This is a genomic window from Sphingobium sp. L-44 (genome assembly GCF_056859495.1).
The window spans coordinates 51,371-77,085 of record NZ_JBSXOQ010000118.1; the positions used below are offsets into that span (position 1 = coordinate 51,371).

Below are 25,715 nucleotides of genomic sequence, written 5' to 3' on the forward strand. Positions count from 1 at the left end.
GGGCTGATCAGTCGGCGGCCTTGCCGTTCAGCCGTTCGCGCATTTCCTTGCCCGGCTTGAAATAGGGCACGCGCTTGGCCGAGACCGGCACCTGTTCGCCAGTGCGGGGATTGCGGCCGGTGCGGGCATCGCGGGCGCGGGTGGTGAAGGCGCCGAAGCCGCGCAGTTCGACCCGGCCGCCACTCGACAGGCGATCGACAATCTCGCGGAAGAAAAGATCGACGATCCTTTCCACTTCCTGCAGGCTGAGGCCCGGATTTTCTTCGCCGAGTTTCTGGATCAGTTCAGAACGGATCATAGTTCCTCCAGCACCCCTAATTTCCCCTGCCGACATTTATAAACAATTGGAAAGCTGTTGACAATCGGGGAGCAACGAAATCGTTTCGATAGGGCAAGGAAGTGGCGGAAGGGCATGAAAAAGCCCGCCGGAACATGGGTTCCGGCGGGCTTTTCTTTGCCTGTTGGCAGGAAGGAAGGGATTAGCCTTCGTTCTTGGCCTTGAGCGCTTCGCCCAGGATGTCGCCCAGCGACGCGCCGCTGTCCGACGAGCCATACTGTGCAACAGCCTGCTTTTCTTCGGCAATCTGCATCGCCTTGACCGAGAAGGTCGGCTTCTTGGCGCGGTCGAAACCGGTCACCATGGCGTCGAACTTCTGACCGATCTGGAAGCGTTCCGAACGCTGTTCGTCGCGGTCGCGGCCCAGGTCGCTGCGCTTGATGAAGCCGGTGGCGCCATCTTCGCCGGCCTGGACTTCCAGGCCGCCGTCGCGAACTTCCAGAACGGTCACGGTGACGATCGCGTTCTTGTTCAGGCCAGCAGCAGCGGCGGTGGTGCCGCCGGCGGCCGGACCGCCACGCTCAAGCTGCTTCATGCCGAGGCTGATGCGCTCCTTCTCGACGTCGATGTCGAGAACGACGGCCTGAACCGTCTCGCCCTTGCGGTGCAGCGCCAGCGCGTCTTCGCCCGAGATGCCCCAGGCGATGTCCGACATGTGGACCATGCCGTCGACGTCGCCGTCCAGGCCGATGAACAGGCCGAATTCGGTCGCGTTCTTGACTTCGCCTTCGACGGTCGAGCCGATCGGGTGACGTTCTGCGAACGAATCCCACGGGTTCGACTGGGCCTGCTTGAGGCCGAGCGAGATGCGGCGCTTCTCGGGATCGACTTCGAGAACGATGACTTCCACTTCCTGGCTCGTCGAAACGATCTTGCCGGGGTGGACGTTCTTCTTGGTCCAGGACATTTCCGAAACATGGACCAGGCCTTCGATGCCCGGCTCCAGTTCGACGAACGCACCATATTCGGTGATGTTCGTGACGCGGCCCGACAGCTTCGCACCGACCGGGTACTTGGCGGCGGCGCCTTCCCACGGATCATTTTCCAGCTGCTTCATGCCGAGGCTGATGCGCTGGGTTTCGCGGTTGATGCGGATGATCTGGACACGGACGGTGTCGCCGATGTTGATCATCTCGTTCGGGTGGTTGATGCGCTTGTACGACAGGTCAGTGACGTGCAGCAGGCCATCGATGCCGCCCAGGTCAACGAACGCACCATAGTCGGTGATGTTCTTGACGACGCCTTCGATGATCTGGCCTTCGGCCAGGGTCTGGATCAGGCCCGAGCGCTGTTCGGCGCGGGTTTCTTCCAGGATGGCGCGACGCGACACGACGATGTTGCCACGACGGCGATCCATCTTGAGGATCTGGAAGGGCTGCGGGATGTCCATGAGCGGGGTGACGTCGCGAACCGGGCGGATGTCGACCTGCGAGCCGGGCAGGAAGGCGACGGCGCCGTCGAGGTCGACGGTGAAGCCACCCTTGACGCGGCCGAAGATGACGCCTTCGACGCGGGCGCTTTCGGTGAACTCGGCTTCGAGCTTGTCCCAGGCGGCTTCGCGGCGCGCGCGGTCGCGCGACAGCATGGCTTCGCCATGGGCGTTTTCGACGCGGTCGACATAGACTTCGACTTCGTCGCCGACCTTGAGGTCAGCCTTCTGGCCGGGAGCGGCGAATTCGCGCAGCGGCACGCGGCCTTCCGACTTCAGGCCGACGTCGATCAGCGCCATGTCGTTTTCGATGCCGGTGACGGTGCCCTTTACGACGCGGCCTTCAAAGCCGCCGTCTTCGCCACCGAGAGAATCATTGAGAAGCGCGGCGAAATCGTCGCGCGAGGGGAATGCCGTAGAGGCCATGGTTGGTCCTTCACTCATCATTGCTGGCCAATCGGTTGTGTCCGATGGTCTTTGGCCAAACCACGCATGCGGCCGAATACCGCCTGCGTATCCAAGGGGTTGGGCGTTGGAACGCCAAGCCTGGAAAAGCGAAAAGGGCGCCCGGAATTTCCGCGCGCCTTATCGGGTCACACGCCTACGGGCGACCTTCAAGCTGGGCGTCCACAAGCGCGATGGCCCTCTGGACGGCGGCGTCTATAGTCAAATTGCTGGTATCTAGCAAGTCGGCGCCATCGGCCACCTTGAGCGGGGCATGGTCGCGGCTCATGTCGCGGGTGTCACGCGCCTGGATATCGGCGATCAGGCTGTCCATGTCGGGCGCGCCGCCATGGGCCTCAGCATCCTTGAAGCGGCGTTCGGCGCGGACATGGACGCTGGCGGTGACGAAGATCTTCGCGTCGGCATCCGGCGCGATCACGGTGCCGATGTCGCGCCCGTCGAGGATGGCGCCGCCCGGCTGGGTGGCGAAGTCGCGCTGGCGCTGGGCCAGGGCGTCGCGCACGCTCTGATGCACCGACACGCGCGAGGCGAGGCTGCCAACCGCTTCGCTGCGCAGCGCCGGATCGGCCAGGATGGCGTCGTCAAAGCCGCAGGCGGCCAGCGCGTCGGCCTGATGATCCGGGTCGCCGCCCTTTTTCAGCACGGACAGGCCCACGGCGCGATAGAGCAGGCCGGTGTCGAGCACCGGCAGGTTGTAGTGGCGGCCCAGCGCCTTGGCGATCGTGCCCTTGCCCGATGCGGCGGGGCCATCGACGGCGATGATCATGCGATGGCTCCCAGCGTCTGGAGCAGGGTGGTGAAGGTCGGGAAGCTGGTCGCGACCGGGCGCATGTCGTCGATGGTGACGCCATCGCGAGAGACCAGGCCGGCGACCGCGAAGCTCATGGCGATGCGGTGGTCGAGCCTGGTGGCGATCGGGCCGCCGCCGGGCAAAGGCTGGCCGCCGCTGCCCTCGATGATGATGCCGTCTTCCAGTTCCTCGACCGTGACGCCGATCGCACGCAGGCCGGTGGCCATGGTGGCGATGCGGTCCGATTCCTTGACGCGCAGTTCGTCGAGGCCGCGGAAGACGCTGCGGCCGTGCGCAAAGGCTGCCGCGACGAAGGCGACGGGATATTCGTCGATCATGCTGGGCGCGCGGGCGAGGTCGGGCTCGACACCGTTCAGGGCAGAGGCGGTGACGACCAGGTCGCCGACCGGCTCGCCGCCGACTTCGCGGGCGTTGATGATCTCGATCGATCCGCCCATTTCGCGCAGCAGGTCGATCAGGCCCGCGCGGGTGGCGTTGAGGCCGACATTGGCGATCGTCACCTGCGATCCCGGCACCAGCAGCGCCGCGACCATCGGGAAGGCGGCCGACGAGGGGTCGCCGGGCACGACGATATTCTGCGGCTTGAGTTCGGCCTCGCCCTTGAGCGTGATGATCCGGGTGCCGTCGGCCTGGACCTCGACCTCAAGGTCTGCGCCGAAGCCCTTGAGCATGCGTTCGCTATGGTCGCGGGTCGGGATCGGTTCGACCACGCGGGTGATGCCGGGGGTGTTGAGGCCGGCGAGCAGGATCGCCGACTTCACCTGGGCTGAGGCGACTGGCAGGGTGTAGTCGAGCGGCACGGCCGGGCAGGCGCCGGTCATGGTCAGCGGCAGGCGATCGCCGGGGCTGGTGGTGAAGCTGGCGCCGACGCGGGAGAGCGGTTCGGTAACGCGCGCCATCGGGCGCTTGCTGAGGGACGCGTCGCCGACGAAGGTGGCGGTGATGCCATGGCTGGCGACCAGGCCCATCAGCAGGCGGGTCGAGGTGCCGCTATTGCCCATGTCGAGCGCTTCCTGCGGCTGGAGCAGGCCGCCGACGCCGACGCCATGAATATGCCAGATGCCGTCATCGTCACGGCGGATGTCGGCGCCCATCGCGCGCCCACCGCCGCCATCGGCGGCGGATACTTTGGTAATTTTCGCGCCCATGGCGCGAAGGGCGGCCGCGGTGGCCAGCACATCCTCGCCCTCCAGCAGGCCTTCGACCCGGCTTTCGCCCACGGCCAGAGCGGACAGCATCAGCGAACGGTGGGAAATGCTCTTGTCGCCCGGAACCGCGACGCTGCCGGACAGGGCAGGGGCGGCGGTGAAGGTCATCGGGCTGGGTTGGTCATTATGGCTGGTCACGGGGTATCCATCATCTTGGAACCGAAAAAATGCGCCCGGCTTTTGACAGCGCGGTTTCGCTATGGCAAGGCGCCCGACGTTTCGTGGCCGACTTCCGTCGCGCCGCGTGATTTCTGTTTGAGCATCGAAGAAGGAACAGGCCGGACATGGTGAAGGCTGAATGGGGCACGAAGCGGACCTGCCCGAAATGCGCGACTCGCTTCTATGACCTGGGCAAGGACGACCCGGTGACCTGCATCAACTGCGGCGCCGCCTGGGAGCCCGAACCGGTGCTGAAGTCGAAGCAGCCGCTGCCCTATGAAGAGGCCGCGCCCAAGAAGGTCGTGGAAACGGCCGATGGCGAGCTGGAGACGGCGGACGATGATCTGGACATCGATCTGGACGTCGATGATGACGGCGATTCGCCGGATAATGACGTCGATTTGGGCGGCGATGACGACCTGGGCGTCGATGCCGGCAACGATGACGGCGACGACGACAATTAAGTGAAAATTCTGCTTGCCAACGGGATCGCCTGATCCTAGAGGCAGCGACCTCCGAGGCGCCGGACCCAACGGCGCCTCAAGATGGTACGGGGCCTTAGCTCAGCTGGGAGAGCGCCTGCATGGCATGCAGGAGGTCAGCGGTTCGATCCCGCTAGGCTCCACCATTTTTCTTCACATAGCATCATGCACACGCGCCCCATGGGATTGCGTTGATGGCCTTCGGATTCGGTCGGGCTGGCTGCGGTGTCGTTGCCGATTGGCGGCAAATTTCACTACATTCGCAATAACGATGTCGGGCTTTGACGGCTGACGACCATTTTTTTGCCGTTTCAATCTCGCTTGCAGAGCCCGAAATCAGACACCGGCTAAATGATCCGAGGTACTCCTCGTTGGCGATCAGCGCAGCCCTCGCCAGCGATCAAGAGGTCGAGCAACATCTCGAAGTCGTTTGCAACGTGCAGTTTCTCGCGAGCAGCGGGGACGTGGTCCGCTTGGGTGCGGATCGCCCCGGAAGCTTCGCGCAGGCATTTAAGTATCTGTTTTGAAATAACATACTCGTTACGAAGGTCTTCGGCTTTCCGGCAAATATGTGCCTTCAAAGCAGCAAATGCCTCAGTATCGAAGGTTTCCGATGCCAACAGCCGCATCGTCGAGCGACGTTGCAACTCTTCCAGCTGAAGATCGTAATCGTTCACATTCATGTCAAATGCTCTAGGCTGACAACGTCTGCTTTCCAATAGGTGGGCTGAAAAGCTGCCGGACCACTTCCCACCCTCTTAGGCCATTCCTGCTTTTGCGAATGAGGACGGGGCAACGCCGCTCAGGCCAGCGTGACGAAGCTGTCCATCACCCGCTTGCGGCCGGCGGTTTCGAAGTCGATTTCCAGCTTGTTGCCCTCGATCGCGGCAATCGTGCCATAGCCGAATTTCTGGTGGAAGACGCGCTGGCCGACGGACACATCGTCGCGGCCCTTGTTGCCGAGCGATACGGCGGAGGTGCGGGCTTCGACGATTCGCACGGGCTCGCGGCTGAACTGGCCGCTGGTCTGGGCGCGCTGCCAGCCCGGCCCCCGCGATGAACCGCGCGCGACATTGGCGAAGGGGTCGTCCCGTTCCGACCAGTTGGCGCGCCAGAGCGAGGCGCCGCCGGACATGCTGCTTTCCTCGTCCACATGTTCGGGCGGCAATTCGCCGACGAAACGGGAGGGGATGGAACTGGTCCACTGGCCATAGATGCGGCGGTTGGCCGCGTGAAGGATGGTGCAGCGCTTGCGCGCGCGGGTGATCGCCACATAGGCGAGGCGCCGTTCCTCCTCCAGACTGTTGAGCCCGCCTTCGTCCAGCGCGCGCTGCGAGGGGAAGATGCCTTCCTCCCAGCCGGCGAGGAAGACATTGTCGAATTCCAGCCCCTTGGCGGCGTGGATGGTCATGATGGTGAGCTTCTGCTCATCCTGCTGCGCCTCATTGTCCATGACCAGGCTGACATGTTCGAGGAAGGCGCCCAGCGTCTCATATTCCTCCATCGCGCGGGTGAGTTCGCTCAGGTTTTCGAGGCGCCCGGCGCTCTCGGTCGAGCGTTCGGCCTGGAGCGTGGCGGTATAGCCGCTTTCGTCCAGGATCTGGCGTGCCAGTTCGGCATGGGGCAGTTGTGCGGCGCGATCGCGCCAGCGGGCGAGATCGCCGATGAAGGCGCCGAGCGAACGACGCGCCTGGGGCGTCAGTTCGTCGGTGTCGAGGATGCGGGCAGCGGCGAGGGCTAGGGGAACGCCCTCCGCGCGCGCCAGCCGGTGCAGTTTCTCGACCGCCTTGTCGCCCAGGCCGCGCTTCGGCACGTTGACGATGCGTTCGAAGGCCAGATCGTCGGCCGGTTGGTTGACGAGGCGCAGATAGGCGAGCGCGTCGCGGATTTCGGCGCGCTCATAGAAGCGGAAGCCGCCGACGATGCGATAGGGCAGGCCGATCTGGATGAAGCGGTCTTCAAACTCGCGGGTCTGGTGCTGGGCACGGACGAGGATCGCGACCTCGTCCAGCGATCCACCGGCGCGGGCGATCGCCTCGATCTCGTCGCCGACGCGGCGGGCTTCCTCCGGCCCGTCCCACACGCCGAGCACGCGCACCTTTTCGCCGACGTCGATGTCGGTCCATAGGGTCTTGCCCAGGCGATTGCCATTTTCCGCGATCACCCCGGAGGCGGCGCCCAGGATATGCGGGGTGGAGCGGTAATTCTGTTCCAGCCGGACGATCGCGGCGCCCGGAAAATCCTTTTCGAACCGCAGGATATTGGCGACTTCTGCGCCACGCCATGAATAGATGGACTGATCGTCGTCGCCGACGCAGCAGATATTCTTGCGGGTCTGGGCGAGCAGGCGCAGCCAGAGATATTGGCTGGAGTTGGTGTCCTGATATTCGTCCACCATGATATATTTGAAGCGCTGCTGATATTGCTCCAGCACGTCGCGGTGGCGCTTCAATATCGTGAGAGAATGTAGAAGCAAGTCACCGAAATCGCAGGCATTCACTTCACGCAAGCGGGCCTGATAGGCGGCATAGAGCTTCTGACCCTTGCCATGGGCATAGCCCTCCGCCTCGCCGGCACCGACTTCCTCCGGGGTGAGGCCCTTGTTCTTCCACTGGTCGATCAGGCCGGCGAGCTGACGCGCGGGCCAGCGCTTCTCGTCAATTCCCTCCGCCTGGATCAGCTGCTTCATCAGGCGCAACTGGTCATCGGTGTCGAGGATGGTGAAATTGGACTGAAGGCCCACCAGTTCGGCATGGCGGCGCAGCATCTTGGCGGCGATCGCGTGGAAGGTGCCAAGCCAGGGCATGCCCTCGACCGCCGGGCCGATCATCCGGCCGACACGCTCGCGCATTTCCCGTGCCGCCTTGTTGGTGAAGGTGACGGCCAGGATTTCCGAGGGCCAGGCGCGCTGGGTCGCGACCAGATGGGCGAGGCGGGCGGTGAGTGCCGCCGTCTTGCCCGTGCCCGCGCCGGCCAGCACCAGCACCGGTCCCTCCGTGGTCAGTACAGCCTGACGCTGCGGTTCGTTGAGGCCCTTGAGATAGGGCGGGTCATTGGGAGAGGGGGCAGGCACGGTCATGGGCGATCAACTAGGGATGGGCGGTTGCGGGGGCAAGGGCGGATGGCCTTGCAGCGGGGCGCAATCTATGAGAACAAAAAGGGAATCACGCAAGATGCGAATGGAGCAAGATTATGGTGACGGGGCGGTGCCAGTGCGGGGCGATCCATTATGCGGCGGAGGGCGAGCCGGTTTACAGCGCGCTGTGCCATTGCAGCGATTGCCGGATGAGCGCGGGCGCGCCGATGGTCGGCTGGGCGCTGTTCCCGCATGACAAGGTGACGATAGAGGGCGATCCGGTCACCTATCAGTCGTCGGACAATGCGACCCGCCATTTCTGCGGCACCTGCGGCACCGGGCTGTGCTACACCAACCCGACGGTGTTTCCCGGCATGATCGACATCCAGAGCGCGACGCTGGACGACCAGAGCGCCTTTCCGCCGGCGGTGCATGTCCAATATGCCGAGGCGGCGCCGTGGATGGCGGCGGCGCATGACCTGCCCCGGTTCGATCGATACCCGTCGGACTGAGCGCGGTCGGCGTCAGCGGCGACACGGTTCGTCGCTGACGCGGAACAGGGAGGTGGGGCGGCCGGTTTCTCCCTTGCTCGGGGCAAGGAGTAGAAGGACGAACCCGATGAAGATCATCATGATCGCCGGCTTTGCCGCTTTGTCGATGGCGGCGATGCCCGGTCAGGCCGGGGCGCAGGCGATGTCACCGCCGGCCCAGAAGCAGGATCCCAATGCCGCGCAGCCGACTGGCGCGGTGCCGGCCGAGACGGGCATGGTGCCGGCGCCGGCAGACGTGCCGCGCGATCCGGCCGCGCCGGTGGGCACGGCGGCCAATCCTGTGACGGTGGGCGGCAACATGACGCCGCCGCCGACCGAGGCGAAGGCCTATCCGGTCTGCGGCAAGGGCGTGCAGGACGGTTGCATCAATCCGGGCGAGGCGAAGAAGAGGATGCGCAGGCCGGGCTGAGATCCGGATTGGGATCGGCGGCGGCAGGGCTGGGCAGGGCGGCGATGAGCGCTGCGAGGGCTGTTCTGTCGCGCGCCGCGTCGGCCAGGCTATAGCCGTCCAGCACCGTCAGGAAAGCACCGACCGCTTGGGCCAATATGCCTGAAAGGCCGCAGGCAGGGCGGATCGCGCAGGACGCGCAATCGGCCATTGCCATGTCCGACTCGCTATGGCGCACGACCGCGCCGATGCGGATGTCGACAGGATCGGCGGCGAGGGTAAAGCCGCCGCCGCGACCGCGCTGGGTGCGGATGAAGCCACCCTGGCCCAGGCCATGCACCACCTTCATCAGATGATTGCGCGACAGGCCATAGGCATCGGCAATTTCCGGGATCGTCGCTCGTCCGCCCGGCACGGCGGCGAGATGGATCAGCACGCGCAGCGCATAGTCGGTGTGGCGGGTCAATTGCATCGCGCCCTCCTATCCTGCGGGCAGAGCGTCATAAACATATATTAAATTTACATCTTAAAAGATGCATATTAAATGAACCTTATCGAGTCCCTGATGAGGAGCCTGTCATGCGCGAAAACCTGTCCCCCGAAACCATCGCCATCGTGAAGGCGACCGGCCCGGCGTTGCGGCGTCATGGCGTCGAGATCACCACCCGCATGTATGCACGGCTGTTCGAGGATGCGTCGATCAAGGACATGTTCGATCAGGCGGCGCAGGCCAGCGGCGAGCAGCCGCGTCGGCTGGCGGCGGCGATCCTGGGCTTTGCCGAGAATGTCGACAAGTTGCAGGCGCTGGACGGCGCGATCGCGCGGATGGTGCAGCGCCATGTCGATACCGGTGTGCAGCCGGACCATTATCCCAAGGTGGCGGCCGCGCTGCTGCCGGCGATCCGCGAGGTGCTGGGCGAAGAAGTGGCGACCGATGAGGTGCTGGCCGCCTGGGCGGAGGCCTATGGCTTCCTGGCCGATATCCTGATCGGCAAGGAACAGGCGGCCTACGCAGAGGCCGCCTGATATCTCGCCTGATCGTTACGCGGCGGGCGCGCTGTCCTCTGCGCGGAGCAGGGTGAGGCGCGCCTTGCCGACGTCGCGCACGGCGTCGACGATGAAGCCCTTGACCGCCACGTCTTCGCGCCGGTCGGTTTCGATGCTGATCCAGGTCGCCGGGCTGGTCCAGCCCAGGCGCGCCAGCTTGTCGAGTGCGACCTGGCCCGCGCCGGTGTCATAGGGCGGGTCCATGAAGATGAGGTCGAGCGGCGTCTTCGTCGGGCCGAGCGACAGCACGCTGGTCTGGCGGATGTCCGGGCGCAGGCCGAGCTTGTCGCCATTGGCGCGGATCGCGTCGATCGCCGCCTTGTCCTGTTCGACGAACAGGCAGGAGCCGGCGCCGCGCGACAGGGCCTCAAAGCCGAGCGCGCCCGAGCCGGCGAAGAAATCGCCCACGGCCAGTCCCTCGAACGATCCCAGCCGGCTTGCCAGCATCGAAAAGAGCGTCTCGCGGGTGCGGTCGCCGGTGGGACGGGTGGCGTCGCCCTTGGGCGCGACCAGCGGACGGCCGCGCCATTGGCCCGAGATGATCCTCATTTCTGTGCTTTCTTCAGGCTGCTGCGGAAGGCGACCAGGTCATGCTGGCGCACTTCCTCGACCGCGCCGCCGGCCAGTTCGCCCAGCTCGAACGGGCCGTAGCTGGTGCGGATCAGGCGATTGACCTTGAGTTCGAAATGTTCGAGCACGCGGCGCACTTCGCGGTTCTTGCCCTCGGTCAGGGTCATTTCGATCCACTGGTTGCGGCCGGTGCGCCGTTCCAGATTGGCCTCGATCGGACCATATTGGATGCCGTCAATCTCGATGCCGTCGAACAGATCCTCGAGCTGCTGCTGGCTGACCTCGCCAAAGGCGCGGGCGCGATAGGTGCGCGGCACGCCGGTCGAGGGCAATTCCATCTCGCGCTTGAATTCGCCATCGGTGGTGAGCAGCAACAGTCCCTCGGTATTCATGTCGAGGCGGCCGATCGGCATCAGCCGCGGCAGGTCGTCGGGCAGGATGTCGTAGATGGTCGGCCGGCCGGCGGGGTCGCGCTCGGTGGTGAGGAAGCCGGTCGGCTTGTGGAACAGGAACAGGCGTGCGGGCGCGGGCGCAGCGACCGGATCACCGTCGACGGTGACGCCATGGAGCGAGGTCAGCAGCGTCGCGGGGGTGTCGATCGTGACGCCGTCCCTGGCGATACGGCCTTCCTCGATCATCCGCTCGATCTCGCGGCGCGAGGCGATGCCGGCGCGGGCGAGCAGCTTGGCGATGCGCTGGGGTTCGCCCTTGCCGCTGGTTTCCGCGGCGGCACGGGCCGGGTGTGGGTTGGCGACATGGGGCGCAGCCGGCTTCTTGCTGCCAGGGCGGCGCGGCGGATAGGATGTGCCGGGCGTGCGACCTTCCGGGCGCGGGCGAGCCGGGCGGTCACCAAAAGCGGGGCGGGCGGTACGCTCGCCAAAGGGTGCGCGGGCGGGGCGATCTCCAGCGGCGGTGCGATCGGGACGCGCGCCACGGGCGGGCCGTTCGCCACGGCCTTCTTCGCGATTTCCGGCAAAGCGACCAGTTCGGCCTTCGCCCGAAGCGCTGCGATCGGAGCGAGTGCCGCGACCTTCGCTACGTTCACCACGGCCGTCGCCGAAGCGATTGCCGAGGGCCTCGCCGGGGCTATTGCGATCGGGGCGCGGGCCGCGATCGGGGCGGTCGCCACGCGGGGAGGGGCGTTCCGAACGGCCTTCGCTGCGGCTGTCAAAACGACCTTCGTTGCGACTATCCGATCGGGCGTTGGATCGGGCGGGGCCACGGCCAGTGCCGCGATCGGCGGCGCCACGCGATCCGGGGCCGGAGGGACGCTTGGGACCGCCCGGACCTGACCGGCGCGGCGGACCAGATTTTTTTGGCGGTTCCACTTGATGCATTCCTTTTCGTGACGGGTGGCCATCCCCATATCAGGGCGGCATGTGCAATATGATGAACGGTGCCATAGCGCCGTCCATGTGAACGGCAAAGCCCCGGCCGGGCGCAACCCGGCGCCGGGGCGCGGCGTTGGTCGGTTGCATGGCGGAAACGGGGCAGGACAGCAAATGTTTTTCGGGCGAATCAGAGGGGACGACACCGCCAGGGACGGGGCGAGAGACGGGGCAGGTGCGCCGCGCAACGCCATCCGCAGCGTGCTGGTGGTGGAGGATGAACCGCTCGTCGCCTTCGACCATGAGCATATCCTGTCCCAGGCAGGCTATCGCATCGCCGCCACCGTCGACAGCCATACCCATGCTGCCCGCGTAATCGATGCCGGATCGGTCGATCTGGTCGTCACCGACATCAATCTGCGCGGTGGGCGCTGCGGCATTGAGGTCGCGCGTCATGCCCATGCGCGCCAATTGCCGGTGCTGTTCGTCACCGGTGCCTGCCCCGCCGATGCGCGATCGCTGGCGGTCGGCTGTCTCGCCAAGCCCTTCGCCCCGCGCGACCTGCTGGCGGCGATCGCGGTGGTCGATGCGGTGCTGGCCGGACGTGCGCCACCACGCAAGCCGCGCGGCATGAAGCTGTTCGCCGAGATCGCCTGAGGCTGGGCTGATCCGGGGCAGGCAAGCGGCCGTGCCGCTTGCCTCTGCTGCATTTGCTCATATGGTGGCGCCCGTAATGAACGGGCGCGGGGAATATGTGTGACAGATATCGCCGAGGGTAAACGCAACTGGCGGGATGTCATGCGTCCCTATTTCGGGAAAATGCCGTTCGTGGCCTTGTTGATCGGCATATCGAGCGGGTTTCCGCTTATGCTGCTGCTTGGCACGATGGGCTATTGGCTATCCAAAGTGGGTATCCAGAAGTCTACGATCGGTTTCGCTATCGGTCTGACGACACCCTATACGCTCAAATGGCTCTGGGCGCCGTTGGTCGATAAACTCCCGCTTCCGGTCCTTACGCGGCTTTTCGGTCAGCGGCGCGCCTGGCTGTTTTTCATTCAGTTGCTGCTGTTCGGCGCAATCTGGATGCTGGGGAGCAGCGATCCTGCCAATCACCTTGGCTATTTCGCCTTTTGCGCGATCCTCGTCTCCTTCCTGGGCGCGACACAGGATATCGTGATCGATGCCTATCGCATCGAGATATTGAGCGATGAAGAGATGCCTTATGGCACGGCGACCAACCAGTTCGGTTATCGGCTTGGCGCCTTCTTTTCCGGGGTCGGGACGATCTTCCTCTATTCGCCGCAGACTGGGCTCGGCCTTGGCTGGCCGCTTGCATATGGTCTGACCGCCTTGCTGGTGCTGCCGGGCGCGCTTGGCGCGCTCTGGGCAGGGCCGGGCACTTATGTCGATCGCCATGGGGAAATGGCCGGGAAGCAGTTCGGCGCATGGCTAAAGGAAACCGTGCTCAATCCCTTTATCGAATTTCTGGGGCGCAAGGGATCGGTTCTGATCCTGCTGTTCGTGCTGCTCTACAAAATAGGCGACGCGATGGGGCAGGGCATGCTCAACCCGATGATCGTCGATCTTGGGTTCACCGATGCTGAGTTTATCGCCATCAACAAGGTCGTTGGTTTCTGGGGCCTGATCGTCGGCACGGCCTTGGCTGCGCCTTTCATCGCATGGCTCGGCATGGGGCGCGCCCTGTTTATATCGGGGCTGATGATGATGCTCAGCAATTTGACGTTCGTCATCGTTGCGATGCACGGTCATTCGAATTTGTGGCTGACCATAGCGGTGGCGACGGAGCAGGTGACGAGCGGTATCGGTTTGACGGTGTTCGTCACCTATCTGTCCGGCCTTTCCAGCCTTGCCTACACCGCAACCCAATTCGCATTATTGTCATCGTTCGCTGCTGTAGGTCGCACTTGGCTGGCTGCGCCGGCAGGGATCATCGCTGAGAATGTGGGATGGGTCGGATTCTGGCTGACGACGGTCGTCGCGGCATTGCCCGGCATGCTGTTGCTCTGGCTGATCTGGCATAAGGGCTTTGTCGTGGACAGCGTTCGTCAGCCCAGCACAACGGACGACTGAGGTGACGAATAGGTCGAACAATCAGGACTTTTGCATCGCATGATCTTCCTCGTCGCGTCCATCTGTATCCAGATCATCTGTGCGGTCGATGTCGTGCGCAGCGGCCGCAACCAGATCTGGATGCTGTTCATCTTCCTCTTCTCGCTGGCGGGCTGCTTTGCCTATCTGATGCTGGAGGTGTTGCCGGCCTATTGGGGCAATCGTCATCTGCGCACCGCGCGCAGCCAGGTGGTCGGCAAGGTCGATCCCGAACGCGGCCTGCGCAAGGCGCGGGCTGATCTGGACCTGGCCGAGACCGCCGCCAACCGGATCGCACTGGGCGATGCGCTGCTGGATCTGGGCCGCTTTGCCGAGGCAGAGGCGGCCTATCGCAAGGGGCTGACGCTGGGGCCGGGACAGGATGCGACGACGCAGGTGAAGCTGGCGCAGACCCTGTTCGAACTGGGACGCAGCCGCGAGGGACTGGCGGAGCTGGACGATGTGCCAGAAGTCGGCCGGGGCAGCGAATGGGATCGGCGCGCGCTGCTGCGGGCGCGGATGCTGGCCGATATCGGTGAGGATGCGCAGGCGCGCCTGCTGTTCGAGGATGTGATGAGCCGCTATGCCGGCGAGGAGGCGCGCTGCCATTATGCCGCCTTCCTGCTGGAGCAGGGTGACCGGCTGCGCGCGCGGCAGATATTGGAGGAGGTCGAGCAGCGGGCCAGGCGGCTCGACCGCACCCAGCGCGCCGCCCAGGCCGACATGTATCGCTGGGCCGGCGAGCGGCTGGCGGAGTTGCGGAAGGCGGCGGCTTAAGAGGCGGCATAGAGGTCCAACGGCCGGCCAAGGTCGCTATGCGCCTGCGCCACCGCCTGCAGACAGGTGAGCGCGCCCAGCGCATCGTCATTGCCCAGCAGTCCCGAGACATTGTCGAAGGCGGTATGCGGATCGCGCAGCGCATCGCCCACCGCCTGCATGATCGCCGCCTCGTCCGCGGTCATCCGCGCGCAGCAACAGGGCGCGACCAATATCTTGCGGCTGGCGGCGCGCGCCAGTTCCAGCATCATCGCGCGCATCAGCACCAGGGGCCGGCGATAGCTTTTGCCGAAGGCGCCCAGCATCGCATTGGCGGCATGGGCATCATTGACCCCCGCCGTCGCCATGCGGCGCATGACGAACAGGAACAGCCGATTGCCATAGCCGCCCGGAATGGGCCGGGGCAGTTCGACGGGGTAGCTTTCTCCATATGCCATGCGGGTGCGCCTTTGTGTGACTCGGGGACACACAAGCTACGCTATTGCGAGGCATTCGCAAGTCTAAATCAGTCGGGTAATTGTCCGTTCAACCGCAAAATCTCTCCGGCCATATAGAGCGAGCCGGCGATCAGGATGATGGGGGCTGCATCCTGGGCCTGGGCGGCATCCTGCGCGATGGCGGCGATCGCTGCTTGCGGCCCGTCATGGGCGGTGCAGCCTATGCCCCAGCGGGCGGCGATGGCGGCGAAGCGTTCGGGCGGATGATGATCATGCCCCGGCACCGGCAGCGCATGGATATGGGCGATCCGGCCGCCGAACGGCGCGAGATAGGCATCCATATCCTTGTTGGCGAGCATGCCGATGACGAGCTGGATCTGGCGGCTGTGCAACCGGTCGGCGGTGAAGAAGGCGCTGATCGCCTGGCCGGCGGCTTCATTATGGCCGCCGTCGAGCCAGGCTTCCGCCGCATCGGGCAGGGCCGCGAGCAGCGGGCCGCGCTCCAGCCGTTGCAGCCGGGCGGGCCAGTGCGCCCAGAGCGGCGCGGCCTTCAGCGCCGCCTCGCTGACCGGCACGGCCTGCTGATGGCGCAGCATGGCGATGGCGAGGGCGACATTCTGGACCTGATGCGCGCCGGGCAGGCGCGGCATCGGCACGTCGACATGGCCCTGTTCGTCGCGATAATGGACCCGGTCGCGATAGACGGCGGCGTCCCAGGCGGTGCCCATGGCGAGCCATAGGGTGCCGGCGCGATCCGCAGCATCCTGCATCACCGGGGCGAGGGTGGCATCATAACGCTGCGTCACCAGCGCCGCGCCGGGCTTGGCGATGCCGGCCTTTTCCGCGGCGATGACGGGCAGCGTGTCGCCCAGGAAGGCCTGATGATCGATGCCGAGCTGGGCGATGCCGCAGACGACCGGATCGACGATGACGTTGGTGGCGTCGAGCCGCCCGCCAAGGCCGACCTCTATGATGCAGGCATCGGCGTCATGTTCGGCAAAGGCGAGGAAGGCAGCGGCGGTCGTCACCTCGAAGAAGCTGGCACCGATCCCTTCGGCCACATCCAGCACGCGGGCGAGATAGGCGGCGAGCATGGCATCGTCGATCAGCTTGCCGGCGATGCGGATGCGTTCGTTGAAGCGGACCAGATGGGGCGAGGTGAAGACATGGACTGTCTTGCCGTCCGCCTCCAGCGCGGCGCGCAGGAAGGCGCAGGTCGATCCCTTGCCATTGGTGCCGGCGACATGGAAGACCGGCGGCAGGCGATGGTGCGGATCGTCCAGCCGCTCCAGCAGCCGGGTGATCCGCTCCAGTCCCAATATATCGGCGCCGGGGGACAGCGACCAGAGCCGGTCAAGCTGGGCCTGGACCTGCGGGTCGTCCGAAACGGCATGGTCGGCCATGGCGCGCTGATCCCCCTATCGCGCTGTAGAGGCTCAGGCGGCGGCGCGCGGCGTCAGATAGCCGATCACGCGGGCGAGCGTGTCGCGCAGTTCGCTGCGATGGACCACCATGTCGAGCATGCCATGGTCGAGCAGATATTCGGCGCGCTGGAAGCCTTCGGGCAGCTTTTCGCGGATCGTGCTTTCGATGACGCGCTGGCCGGCGAAGCCGATCAGGGCATTGGGCTCCGAAATCTGGATATCGCCCAGCATCGCGTAGCTGGCAGTGACGCCGCCGGTGGTCGGATCGGTCAGCACGACGATATAGGGCAGGCCCGCCGCGTGCAGCTTCTGGATCGCCACGGTGGAGCGCGGCATCTGCATCAGCGAGAGGATGCCTTCCTGCATGCGTGCGCCGCCGGCAGCGGTGAAGATGACATAGGGGCATTTATGCGCGATCGCGTCATTGATGCCCTGGATGAAGGCGGCGCCTACGCCCATGCCCATGGAGCCGCCCATGAAGGCGAAATTCTGCACGCCCATGACCAGCGGCACATCGTCGATCGCGCCGCGCGCGTTGATGAGCGCATCCTGGTCGCCGGTGGAGGCGCGGGCGGCCTTGATCCGGTCCGGATAGCGCTTGCTATCGCGGAACTTCAGCGGATCTTCCGGCACGCCGGGCGTCGGCAGCAGGATGAAGCCGGCATCAAGGATCTGCTCGAACCGTTCCGACGGACCGATGCGGCCATGATGGTCGCAGCGCGGGCAGACCGAGAGATTTTCCTCCCATTCCTTGATGAAGACCATTTCCTTGCACGACGGGCACTGATGCCAGAGCGTTTCGGCGGTGGTTTCCTTCTTGGTGAAGGGCAGGGCGTTACGAACGCGGTTGATCCAGCTCATGCTGCGGTCTCCCGGATAGAAGTGGTGAGGGCGCCGCTGAGCGACGCGACGAATTCCTGGACGAAGGGCGAGGCGGCATCGCCGTGCGAGCCGACGATGTCGACGATCGCCGAGCCGACCACCACGCCATCGGCGACGCGGCCGATGGCGGCCGCCTGTTCCGGTGTACGCACGCCGAAGCCGACCGCGATCGGCAGGTCGGTGGCGGCCTTCAGCCGATCGACCGCCATTTCGATATTGGCCTGTGCCGCCTGCTGCTTGCCGGTGATGCCGGCGACGGCGACATGGTAGAGGAAGCCGCTGGCGCCGTTCAGCACGGCGGGCAGGCGGGCGGCGTCCGTGGTCGGGGTCGCAAGGCGGACGAGGTGGACGCCGACGGCGCGCAGGGCGGGGCCGAGTTCAGCATCTTCCTCTGGCGGGATATCGACGCAGATCACGCCGTCGACACCGGCGGCCTGGCACTGGTCGGCGAACCAGTCGGAGCCGCGCGCCAGCATCGGATTGGCATAGCCCATCAGGATCAGCGGCGTTTCCGGGTGCCGCGCGCGGAAATCGGCGGCCAGCGCGAACACGTCCTTGGTCTTGGTGCCGGAACCCAGGCTGCGCAGGTTGGCCAGTTCGATCGCCGGGCCATCAGCCATCGGATCGGTGAAGGGCATGCCCAGTTCGATGATGTCGGCGCCGCCCGCGACCAGCGCATCGAGGATGGCGGGTGTCGAGGCGACGTCCGGGTCACCGGCGGTCGCGAAGGTGATGAGCGCGGCGCGGCCCTGTGCCTTGCAGGCGGCGAAGCGGGTGGCGAGACGGTCCATGCTCACATCTCCACTCCCAGCGCGTCGGCGACGGTGAAGATATCCTTGTCCCCCCGGCCCGACAGATTGACGACGATGATCTTGTCCGCGTCCAAGGTCGGCGCGACCTGTTCGGCGGCGGCCACGGCATGGGCGGATTCCAGCGCGGGGATGATGCCTTCGAGGCGCGAGAGGGTCTGGAAGCTTTCCAGCGCCTCGTCATCCTTGATCGGCAGATATTTCACCCGGCCGATCTCGTGCAGCCAGCTATGTTCCGGGCCGATGCCGGGATAGTCCAGACCCGCTGAAATGCTGTGCGCTTCGGTGATCTGGCCGTCCTCGTCCTGGAGCAGATAGGTGCGGTTGCCGTGCAGGATGCCCGATGCGCCGCCAGCCAGCGAGGCGGCATGCTTCTTGTCGAGGCCCTCGCCGGCCGCTTCCACACCGATCATCGCGACTTCGGGATCGTCGAGGAAGGGATGGAACATGCCGATGGCGTTGGAACCACCACCCACCGGGGCGATCAGCATGTCCGGCAGGCGGCCTTCGGCCTCCATGATCTGCGCGCGGATTTCCTTGCCGATGATCGACTGGAAATCGCGCACCAGCTCCGGATAGGGGTGCGGGCCAGCGGCGGTGCCGATGATGTAGAAAGTGTTATGGACGTTCGACACCCAGTAGCGCAGGGCGTCGTTCATCGAGTCCTTGAGCGTCGAGGAACCGGAATGGACCGGGATCACCTCTGCGCCGAGCAGCTTCATGCGGAAGACGTTGGGCTTCTGCCGCTCGACATCCTTGGCGCCCATGAAGATCTTGCATTCCATGCCGAACAGGGCGGCGACGGTCGCGGTGGCGACGCCGTGCTGGCCCGCGCCGGTCTCGGCGATGACCTTCTTCTTGCCCATGCGGCGGGCGAGCAGCGCCTGGCCGATGCAATTGTTGATCTTGTGCGCGCCGGTGTGGTTGAGTTCCTCGCGCTTGAGGTAGATCTTGGCACCCTTGCCCGGCTCGGCCTTGGCGCGCAGCGCTTCGGTCAGCCGCTCGGCATAATAAAGCGGGTTGGGGCGGCCGACATAGGAGCGCAGCAGCTCGGCATATTCGGCGTGAAATTCGGGATCGGCTTTGGCCGCCTTGTAGACCTTTTCCAGTTCCAGGATCAGCGGCATCAGCGTCTCGGCGACATAGCGGCCGCCAAAGGCGCCGAAATGGCCGTTATCGTCCGGCTGGCTGCGGAGGCTGTTAGGCAAAGTGATCGTGTCGGTCATGAATATCTTTCCGGGGACAAATGATGGGCGTTCGCTTGTGGTCAGGAAGCGATCAGCGCCATCGTCCTTCGATGCGCATGGCAGGGGCGTTCAGCGTCAACATGCCGACACCGCTTTGCAGAAGGCCATGATCTTGTCCACACTCTTGATGCCCGGTGCATCCTCGACGCCCGAAGAAACGTCGATCAGCGGCGTGTCGGTCAGGCGGATCGCATCGCACACATTGTCGATGCCAAGGCCACCGGACAACCCCCAGGGCGCGGGCATGGCGACGCCGCGCAGCAAGGTCCAGTCGAAGCGCAGGCCCATGCCGCCGGGCAGCGCTGCGCCATCGGGCGTCTTCGCGTCGAACAGCAGCCGGTCGACCGTGCCGGCATAGGCATGGGCGGCGTCGATGTCGGCGCGGGTCTTTACCGAAATCGCCTTCCACACCGGCAGGCTGAAACGCTGGCGGATAGCGGCGACCCGCTCCGGGCTTTCCTTGCCATGGAGTTGCAGGGCGCTGAGTGCGCCGGTGCCGGTCAGGCGGGCAAGCTGTTCGTCATCGGCATCGACGACCACGGCGACGCGATCGACATGGGCCGGGACGGCCGCAGCGAGCGCGCGCAGCTGGTCGGGTTCGACGTGGCGCGGGCTTTTGGGGAAATGGACGAAGCCGACATGGCTCGCCCCCGCCTGCACGGCGGCGCCCACCGTCTCCGGCGTCGACAGGCCGCAGATCTTGATCGCGATTCGGGACATGGGCGGGCCTTTAGACCGTAAGGGAAGGGAAGTCACATTGAGACAGGCTGGGTCAGGTCCATGTCGTGCAGTGCCAGCCACTGATCGGCATGGTCGATGCAGGCCTGGCCCAGGAAACGATCGAGGACAGCGACGATCTCCGCATCGCTCATCGTCCGGGGATCGAGCGGCGGATGCCAGTGCAGCGCGAAATGCGGGCCGCTGGTGCGGACCAGATAGAAGGGCAGGAATTGCGCCCCGACCTTGCGCGCGAGGCGCAGGGCGATCGAGAGATTGCCCGATGGTTCGAGCGCGCGGCCGAAGGTCGGGAACCAGACCTGTCGGTCGCGTCGTTCGTCAGCCAGGATATAGAGGGTGGCCCGATCCTTCTGGGTCAGATGCTTGAGCACGCCGCGCGCCGCGCCATCGCCGCCGATCGCCTCGCCCATATAGCTGGATCGCGCCTTCTTGAGCTGGGCGGCGATCCGGGGGTCTTCGGGATCTTCATAGACGCCAAGGCCCGGTCGGTCGGTCGACCATTTAATATGGGCGGCGAGCAGGTCCCAATTGCCGATATGGCAGGTGAGGGCGATCATCGGGCCGGGACCGTCCAGCACCGCCTGATAGGCTGGCTGGTCGATGACGGTCACATGGTCGGCATTCACCAGCCGGTCGATATTGGCGAGTTCCGCCAGCGTGCGGCCGACATTCACCCAGCGCCGGGTCAGGATCGCTTCGCGTTCCGCCTGCGGCAGGTCGGGCCGCAGCAGCGCCAGATTGGCGCGGGCGCGGGCGTCGCGCAGCTTCATTCTGGGCCGGGCGACATGAGCCGACAGCCAGCCGCCCAGCCAGGAGGCGAGGCTGGCGGGAAGCAGACGGAGCAGGGTGAAGAGAAAGGGGTTGGAGAGCATGGTCCTGCCCGTCATACAGGAGCCGTTGAGGCGGTAAAGAGCCGCGAAGGGGGCTGGTGGTGACGATGATGCTGGCGCTGTGGCTGCTGCTCCAGGCGCTGAGCCTGCTGGGCGTGGTCAATTATTGGCGCCATCTGCCGGCGGACCGGCAGGAGGAGGCGCCCGGCGGCGCGGTCATGATCCTGTCGGTGCGCGATGACTGGGAAGGTGACAGCGAACTTGTCACCCGGCTGAAGGCGCAGAGTGCGCCGTTCCGGTTGCTGCTGGCGACGTCCGGGCGTTGCGCAGCGGCGGAGACGCTGGCTGCGGCCGAGCCGGATTGGGTGCAGATCGTGCGCGCCGGCGTGGCGCGCGACGAGGGGCAGAAGGTCCACAAGCTGCGGGCGGCGCTCAAGGCGTTGCGCGACGCGGATCGCTACCTGATCTTTATCGACGCGGATATCGCGCCGCCGGTGCGGCTGGCCGGGCGGCTGCTCTTTCCGCTGGTGCGGGGCAAGGCGGATATCGTGACAGGCTATCGGCTGCTGCTGCCGGCCGGGCAGGGCATGCCGGCTCTGGTCGGTGCGGTCGAACTGCAACTGGCGACGCTGCCGCGCGCGGCCAGTTCCACCATGCCCTGGGGCGGCGCGATGGCGATGACGCGGGCAGCGGCCGAGCGGATCGATATCGACGTGGCGCTGGCCGGGCGCCTGTCCGACGACATGGCGATCGGCCTCGCGGGATGGCGCGCGAAGCTGCGGATGCGGCCGGTGCGCGACCTGCTGGTGGCGAGCCCGCTGGACGGGGGGCTTGGTGCGCTCTGGAATTTTGGGGTGCGTCAATATCGCCATATCATCACCAACAGCCCGCGAATGTGGGCGGTGGCGACCGGCGCGGTCGCGCTGCAAGCGGGATTCTGGCTCTGGGCGCTGGGCTGGGGCGGCTGGCCGGCGATCGCGATCGGCTATGGCGCGGCCTGGGGCCGGGCGGCGGCGCGGCGGCGGATATTGGCGGCCGTGCTGGAGCCAGAGCAGGCGGCGCGGGCGCGCCGATCGCTCTGGTGGGACATGGTGACGCCCTTTGCCGTCTGCTGGGCGCATCTGGCGGTGCAGCTACAGGCTGCCACATCCAATCGCATCAGTTGGGGCGGCTGGACCTATCGCGTCGTGCGTGGCCGGGTGGTGGAGATGGGGCGGGGGTAGTTTCCTTCCTCCCCGAGGCTGGCTCGGGAAGAAGGGGAATGGATCAGAACCCAGCCGGGAACAAATGATTGCCGGCGTCGTCGAGGCGCAGGATCACCTTGCCGGCGACGGCGCTGATCGGCAGGTCGCCATAGAGATGGGGGAAGAGGGCGCCGCCGCGCGACACTTCCCATTTGATCGCCTCGCCAAAGGGGGCGAGGTCGATCATCAGCATCACCAGCCGATCCTGTCCCGCGAAATGCTTGGCCGCCGTTTCGGCCGCCTGATCGCGCGTGGACATGTGGATATAGCCGTCCTGCAGGTCGATCGGCGCGCCCTTGAACACGCCGTCGGCCTTGAACTGGTCATATTGCTCGGCGGTCAGGATCTTGTAGGCGAACAGCTCGCTCACGCTTCGCCACCCTCGCTGCCAGTTTCCGGGGCCGCTTCGGGCGCGCCCTCGACGGAGCCTTCTACCGCTGCCTCGGCATTGTCATCTTCGCCGTCCTCGATCCGGGCGGTGGACACGACATGCTCGTCCTTGGCGACGTTGAACAGGCGCACGCCGGCAGAATTGCGGCCGATGACGCGCATCGACGACAGGCCCATGCGGATCAGCTTGGCCTGATCGGTCACGAGCATCAGATGATCCTCATGCGCGACCGGGAAGCTGCCGACGACCAGGCCGTTGCGGGCGATATTGTCGATATTGGTGATGCCCTGGCCACCGCGACCGGTGCGGCGATAATCATAGGCCGAGCTGATCTTGCCATAGCCATTGGCGCAGACGGTCAGGATGAACTGTTCCGCTTCGGCAAAAGCGGCCATGCGTTCGGCGCTGTTGATTGCCGGGGTCGCCTCATTCTCCTTCCACGGGGCGGCGCGCAGATAGTCGTCGCGTTCTTCGGTGGTCGCGTCGAAGCCCTTGAGGATCGAGAGCGAGATGACCTCGTCGCCGTCCTTCAGGGTCATGCCGCGCACGCCGGTCGAGGTGCGGCTCTGGAATTCGCGCACGTCAGTGGCGGCGAAGCGGATCGCGCGGCCCTGGCGGGTGGCGAGCAGCACGTCATCCTCTTCGGTCAGCAGGGCGACGCCGATCAGGCGATCGTCGCTGCCTTCGTCGAAGCGCATCGCGAGCTTGCCGTTGCTGGGCACATTGGCGAAGGCGTCCATGCTGTTGCGGCGCACGGTGCCGTTCGCGGTGGCGAACATGACGTGCAGTTCCTTCCAGCTTTCCTCGTCCTCTGGGAGCGGCAGCACGGTCTGGATGGTTTCGCCCGGTGCCAGCGGCAGCAGGTTGATCATCGGCCGGCCACGGGTGGCGGGGCCGCCCTCGGGCAGGCGCCAGACCTTGAGGCGATAGACCTTGCCGGCGGTCGAGAAGAACAGCACCGGCGTGTGCGTCGAGGTGACGAACAATTCGGTGACGGCGTCCTCATCCTTGGTCGCCATGCCCGAACGGCCCTTGCCGCCACGGCCCTGGGCGCGGAAGCTTTCGAGCGGGGTGCGCTTGATATAGCCCTGCACGGTGACGGTGACGACCATCTCCTCGCGCTCGATCAGATCCTCGTCATCGATGCCGTCGGCGGCAGGGGCGATGACCGACACGCGCGGCGTGGCGAATTCGCTCTCGATCGCCTCGAACTCTTCGCGCATCACGGCGTAGAGCTTCACCCGGTCGCCCAGGATGGCGAGATATTCGGCGATGGCTTCGGCCAGTTCGGCCAGTTCCTTGCCGATTTCGTCACGGCCGAGCGCGGTCAGGCGGTGGAGACGCAGGTCGAGGATGGCGCGGACCTGGACGTCGCTGAGCTTGTAGCTCTCGCCGCTGACTTCGGTTTCGATCGCCTCGACCAGGGCGAGATAGGGTGCGATCTCGCCGATCGGCCATTCGCGCGCCAGCAGCGATTCGCGGGCGGCAGCCGGGCTGGCCGAACCGCGGATGATCTTCACCACCTCGTCGAGATTGGTCACCGCGACGACCAGGCCCAGCAAGATATGGGCGCGGTCGCGCGCCTTGTTCAGCTCGAACTTGGTGCGACGGGTGATGACCTCTTCGCGGAACTTGACGAAGGCTTCGATGATGTCGCGCAGGCCGAGCAGTTCCGGGCGGCCGCCACGGATCGCCAGCATGTTGGCCGGGAAGCTCGACTGGGCCGGAGTGTTGCGCCACAGCTGGTTGAGGACGACGTCCGGGGTGGCGTCGCGCTTCAGGTCCATGACGATGCGCACGCCTTCGCGGCTCGATTCGTCACGAATGTCGCTGATGCCCTCGATCCGCTTGTCCTTGGCGGCTTCGGCGATCTTTTCGACCAGGCCCGACTTGCCGACCTGATAGGGGATGGAGGTAAGGACGATCGAGCGACGGTCGCCGCGGCCTTCCTCCACCTCGTGCCGGGCGCGCATCAGGATCGAGCCACGGCCGGTATGATAGGCGCTGCGGGCGCCCGACTGGCCCAGGATCAGGGGCGCGGTCGGGAAATCGGGGCCGGGGACGATCTGGATCAGTTCGTCAGTGGTGATGCCGGGATTGTCGATATAGGCAAGGCAGGCGCGCAGCACTTCGCCGAGGTTGTGCGGCGGGATGTTGGTCGCCATGCCGACCGCGATGCCGCCGGCGCCGTTGACCAGCAGGTTCGGGAAGCGGGCGGGCAGCACCTGCGGCTCGCTTTCCGACGCGTCATAGTTGGGCGTGAAATCGACGGTGTCCTTGTCGAGATCGTCCAGCAGCGCGGTCGCGACCTTGGCCAGGCGCGCTTCGGTGTAACGCATGGCGGCTGGCGGATCGGGATCCATCGAACCGAAGTTCCCCTGACCATCGATCAGCGGCACGCGCATCGACCAGTCCTGGGTCATGCGGGCCAAGGCGTCGTAGATCGAGCTGTCGCCATGGGGGTGATATTTACCCATGACTTCACCGACCAGACGGGCGGACTTGCGATAGGGGCGGTTGTAGACGAAGCCCGATTCCTGGGCCGAGAAGAGAATGCGGCGATGCACCGGCTTCAGGCCGTCGCGCACGTCCGGCAGGGCGCGGGAGACGATCACGGACATGGCATAGTCGAGATAGCTCGACTTCATCTCATCAACGATGCTGATGGGGCTGATGTCCGAAGGGTCGGCGAGGACGGTCTCGTCGGTCAAGGCGATTCTCTTTTTGGATGGGTGTGATGCGTTCCCACTGCACTAGCCGAGCGAAACAAATCTGTCACCCCTCGCGCGCGCCCGCGCGCCCGCATGTGCAGCCAAGGCGGTGATTGGCGGGCGCGAAGAAAAGCGGAACGAAGCGGCAGCATGACAGTTGCAAAATGCGCGGATATAGGCTTGTTCAAAGCCCGTTCACGCGCCGACCCCTAATCGGCGTTCAACCCGGATGTCGCCTGTGGTCCCCCTGTCAGGCGCGAAAAGG

The 25,715-nt window shown here is 65.5% G+C and carries 26 protein-coding genes and 1 tRNA gene; 9 read left to right on the forward strand and 18 right to left on the reverse strand.

Features of this window, described 5'->3' with window-relative positions; genetic code table 11:
- Positions 1-7: 7 nt before the first annotated feature.
- The 4 genes from AC13EK_RS21895 to aroA all read right to left on the reverse strand — a co-directional run bounded on the left by AC13EK_RS21895 (position 8) and on the right by aroA (position 4,358).
- A complete protein-coding gene (locus AC13EK_RS21895) occupies positions 8-298 on the reverse strand; it encodes an integration host factor subunit beta (RefSeq protein WP_004207675.1) in 291 nt (96 codons plus the stop codon).
- Positions 299-479: 181 nt separating this feature from the next.
- Positions 480-2,192 carry a 30S ribosomal protein S1 gene (rpsA, locus tag AC13EK_RS21900; RefSeq protein ID WP_004207674.1) on the reverse strand — a complete coding sequence of 571 codons (1,713 nt, stop codon included), beginning with the start codon at positions 2,190-2,192 and terminating at the stop codon, positions 480-482.
- Positions 2,193-2,367: 175 nt separating this feature from the next.
- Positions 2,368-2,997, reverse strand: a complete 630-nt coding sequence (locus tag AC13EK_RS21905; RefSeq protein WP_069338123.1) for a (d)CMP kinase — start codon at positions 2,995-2,997, stop codon at positions 2,368-2,370.
- On the reverse strand, positions 2,994-4,358 hold the full coding sequence (gene aroA / locus AC13EK_RS21910) for a 3-phosphoshikimate 1-carboxyvinyltransferase (RefSeq protein WP_422067280.1): 1,365 nt from the start codon (positions 4,356-4,358) through the stop codon (positions 2,994-2,996). Before aroA ends, AC13EK_RS21905 begins: the two co-directional genes overlap by 4 nt.
- Positions 4,359-4,534: 176 nt before the next feature.
- On the opposite strand from aroA, the gene AC13EK_RS21915 reads away from it, so the two are divergent.
- Together AC13EK_RS21915 and AC13EK_RS21920 are read left to right on the forward strand one after the other, a co-directional pair.
- The gene (locus AC13EK_RS21915) at positions 4,535-4,873 is read left to right on the forward strand and encodes a TIGR02300 family protein (protein ID WP_004207671.1); all 339 of its coding nucleotides are present in this window, start codon (positions 4,535-4,537) and stop codon (positions 4,871-4,873) included.
- An 88-nt stretch (positions 4,874-4,961) separates the two neighbouring features.
- Positions 4,962-5,037 (forward strand) — tRNA-Ala (locus AC13EK_RS21920).
- A gap of 201 nt (positions 5,038-5,238) precedes the next feature.
- Here the strand turns inward: AC13EK_RS21920 and AC13EK_RS21925 are convergent.
- Both AC13EK_RS21925 and AC13EK_RS21930 read right to left on the reverse strand, forming a co-directional pair.
- Positions 5,239-5,574: a hypothetical protein gene (locus AC13EK_RS21925; protein ID WP_069338125.1), complete on the reverse strand. Its 336-nt coding sequence runs from the start codon at positions 5,572-5,574 to the stop codon at positions 5,239-5,241.
- Between the two features lie 119 nt (positions 5,575-5,693).
- Positions 5,694-7,970: an ATP-dependent helicase gene (locus tag AC13EK_RS21930; RefSeq protein WP_069338126.1), complete on the reverse strand. Its 2,277-nt coding sequence runs from the start codon at positions 7,968-7,970 to the stop codon at positions 5,694-5,696.
- A gap of 113 nt (positions 7,971-8,083) precedes the next feature.
- Here AC13EK_RS21930 and AC13EK_RS21935 point away from each other — a divergent pair, with 113 nt between their 5' ends.
- Complete coding sequence (locus AC13EK_RS21935; protein ID WP_069338127.1) at positions 8,084-8,479, forward strand: GFA family protein; 396 nt, start codon at positions 8,084-8,086, stop codon at positions 8,477-8,479.
- Between the two features lie 106 nt (positions 8,480-8,585).
- Positions 8,586-8,927 carry a hypothetical protein gene (locus AC13EK_RS21940; protein WP_069338128.1) on the forward strand — a complete coding sequence of 114 codons (342 nt, stop codon included), beginning with the start codon at positions 8,586-8,588 and terminating at the stop codon, positions 8,925-8,927.
- Here AC13EK_RS21940 and AC13EK_RS21945 read toward each other — a convergent pair.
- Entirely contained in the window at positions 8,884-9,378 is a 495-nt protein-coding gene (locus AC13EK_RS21945) for an Rrf2 family transcriptional regulator (protein ID WP_069338129.1), read from the reverse strand. The two genes, AC13EK_RS21940 and AC13EK_RS21945, sit on opposite strands and share 44 nt — an antisense overlap.
- A gap of 107 nt (positions 9,379-9,485) precedes the next feature.
- On the opposite strand from AC13EK_RS21945, the gene AC13EK_RS21950 reads away from it, so the two are divergent.
- Positions 9,486-9,932, forward strand: a complete 447-nt coding sequence (locus AC13EK_RS21950) for a globin domain-containing protein (protein WP_010336090.1) — start codon at positions 9,486-9,488, stop codon at positions 9,930-9,932.
- A 15-nt stretch (positions 9,933-9,947) separates the two neighbouring features.
- Here the strand turns inward: AC13EK_RS21950 and rsmD are convergent, their stop codons facing one another.
- Both rsmD and AC13EK_RS21960 read right to left on the reverse strand, forming a co-directional pair.
- Complete coding sequence (rsmD, locus tag AC13EK_RS21955) at positions 9,948-10,502, reverse strand: 16S rRNA (guanine(966)-N(2))-methyltransferase RsmD (protein WP_004207665.1); 555 nt, start codon at positions 10,500-10,502, stop codon at positions 9,948-9,950.
- Positions 10,499-11,851, reverse strand: coding sequence for a pseudouridine synthase (locus tag AC13EK_RS21960; protein ID WP_069338134.1), 1,353 nt, complete (start codon positions 11,849-11,851; stop codon positions 10,499-10,501). The genes rsmD and AC13EK_RS21960 overlap by 4 nt, the downstream gene beginning before the upstream one ends.
- A 174-nt stretch (positions 11,852-12,025) precedes the next feature.
- Between AC13EK_RS21960 and AC13EK_RS21965 the strand changes: the two genes are divergently transcribed.
- From AC13EK_RS21965 to AC13EK_RS21975, 3 genes are all read left to right on the forward strand, one after another.
- Positions 12,026-12,508 (forward strand): response regulator, encoded by a 483-nt coding sequence (locus AC13EK_RS21965; protein WP_026109123.1) that lies wholly within the window; start codon positions 12,026-12,028, stop codon positions 12,506-12,508.
- A 99-nt stretch (positions 12,509-12,607) separates the two neighbouring features.
- Positions 12,608-13,942, forward strand: a complete 1,335-nt coding sequence (locus AC13EK_RS21970; RefSeq protein ID WP_277788098.1) for an AmpG family muropeptide MFS transporter — start codon at positions 12,608-12,610, stop codon at positions 13,940-13,942.
- A 39-nt stretch (positions 13,943-13,981) separates the two neighbouring features.
- Positions 13,982-14,737 (forward strand): tetratricopeptide repeat protein, encoded by a 756-nt coding sequence (locus tag AC13EK_RS21975; RefSeq protein ID WP_069338131.1) that lies wholly within the window; start codon positions 13,982-13,984, stop codon positions 14,735-14,737.
- Here the strand turns inward: AC13EK_RS21975 and AC13EK_RS21980 are convergent.
- The 7 genes from AC13EK_RS21980 to AC13EK_RS22010 all read right to left on the reverse strand — a co-directional run bounded on the left by AC13EK_RS21980 (position 14,734) and on the right by AC13EK_RS22010 (position 21,146).
- Positions 14,734-15,174 (reverse strand): DUF6628 family protein, encoded by a 441-nt coding sequence (locus AC13EK_RS21980; protein ID WP_069338132.1) that lies wholly within the window; start codon positions 15,172-15,174, stop codon positions 14,734-14,736. The two genes, AC13EK_RS21975 and AC13EK_RS21980, sit on opposite strands and share 4 nt — an antisense overlap.
- A 68-nt stretch (positions 15,175-15,242) precedes the next feature.
- Positions 15,243-16,577, reverse strand: a complete 1,335-nt coding sequence (locus AC13EK_RS21985; protein WP_069338133.1) for a bifunctional folylpolyglutamate synthase/dihydrofolate synthase — start codon at positions 16,575-16,577, stop codon at positions 15,243-15,245.
- 33 nt (positions 16,578-16,610) lie between these two features.
- Positions 16,611-17,459, reverse strand: a complete 849-nt coding sequence (gene accD, locus AC13EK_RS21990) for an acetyl-CoA carboxylase, carboxyltransferase subunit beta (protein WP_004207658.1) — start codon at positions 17,457-17,459, stop codon at positions 16,611-16,613.
- Positions 17,456-18,271 carry a tryptophan synthase subunit alpha gene (gene trpA, locus AC13EK_RS21995; protein WP_277788115.1) on the reverse strand — a complete coding sequence of 272 codons (816 nt, stop codon included), beginning with the start codon at positions 18,269-18,271 and terminating at the stop codon, positions 17,456-17,458. The genes accD and trpA overlap by 4 nt, the downstream gene beginning before the upstream one ends.
- A 2-nt stretch (positions 18,272-18,273) precedes the next feature.
- The gene (gene trpB / locus AC13EK_RS22000) at positions 18,274-19,515 is read right to left on the reverse strand and encodes a tryptophan synthase subunit beta (RefSeq protein ID WP_069338136.1); all 1,242 of its coding nucleotides are present in this window, start codon (positions 19,513-19,515) and stop codon (positions 18,274-18,276) included.
- Positions 19,516-19,611: 96 nt separating this feature from the next.
- Complete coding sequence (locus tag AC13EK_RS22005) at positions 19,612-20,256, reverse strand: phosphoribosylanthranilate isomerase (protein ID WP_069338137.1); 645 nt, start codon at positions 20,254-20,256, stop codon at positions 19,612-19,614.
- Between the two features lie 32 nt (positions 20,257-20,288).
- A complete protein-coding gene (locus tag AC13EK_RS22010) occupies positions 20,289-21,146 on the reverse strand; it encodes a lysophospholipid acyltransferase family protein (protein WP_069338138.1) in 858 nt (285 codons plus the stop codon).
- 65 nt (positions 21,147-21,211) lie between these two features.
- Here AC13EK_RS22010 and AC13EK_RS22015 point away from each other — a divergent pair, with 65 nt between their 5' ends.
- Positions 21,212-22,327 carry a glycosyltransferase family protein gene (locus tag AC13EK_RS22015; protein WP_081331783.1) on the forward strand — a complete coding sequence of 372 codons (1,116 nt, stop codon included), beginning with the start codon at positions 21,212-21,214 and terminating at the stop codon, positions 22,325-22,327.
- 43 nt (positions 22,328-22,370) lie between these two features.
- On the opposite strand, the gene AC13EK_RS22020 is transcribed toward AC13EK_RS22015, so the two are convergent.
- Positions 22,371-22,718 (reverse strand): DUF952 domain-containing protein, encoded by a 348-nt coding sequence (locus tag AC13EK_RS22020; protein WP_010336100.1) that lies wholly within the window; start codon positions 22,716-22,718, stop codon positions 22,371-22,373.
- On the reverse strand, positions 22,715-25,450 hold the full coding sequence (gyrA, locus tag AC13EK_RS22025) for a DNA gyrase subunit A (RefSeq protein WP_069338139.1): 2,736 nt from the start codon (positions 25,448-25,450) through the stop codon (positions 22,715-22,717). Before gyrA ends, AC13EK_RS22020 begins: the two co-directional genes overlap by 4 nt.
- Positions 25,451-25,715 lie beyond the last annotated feature (265 nt).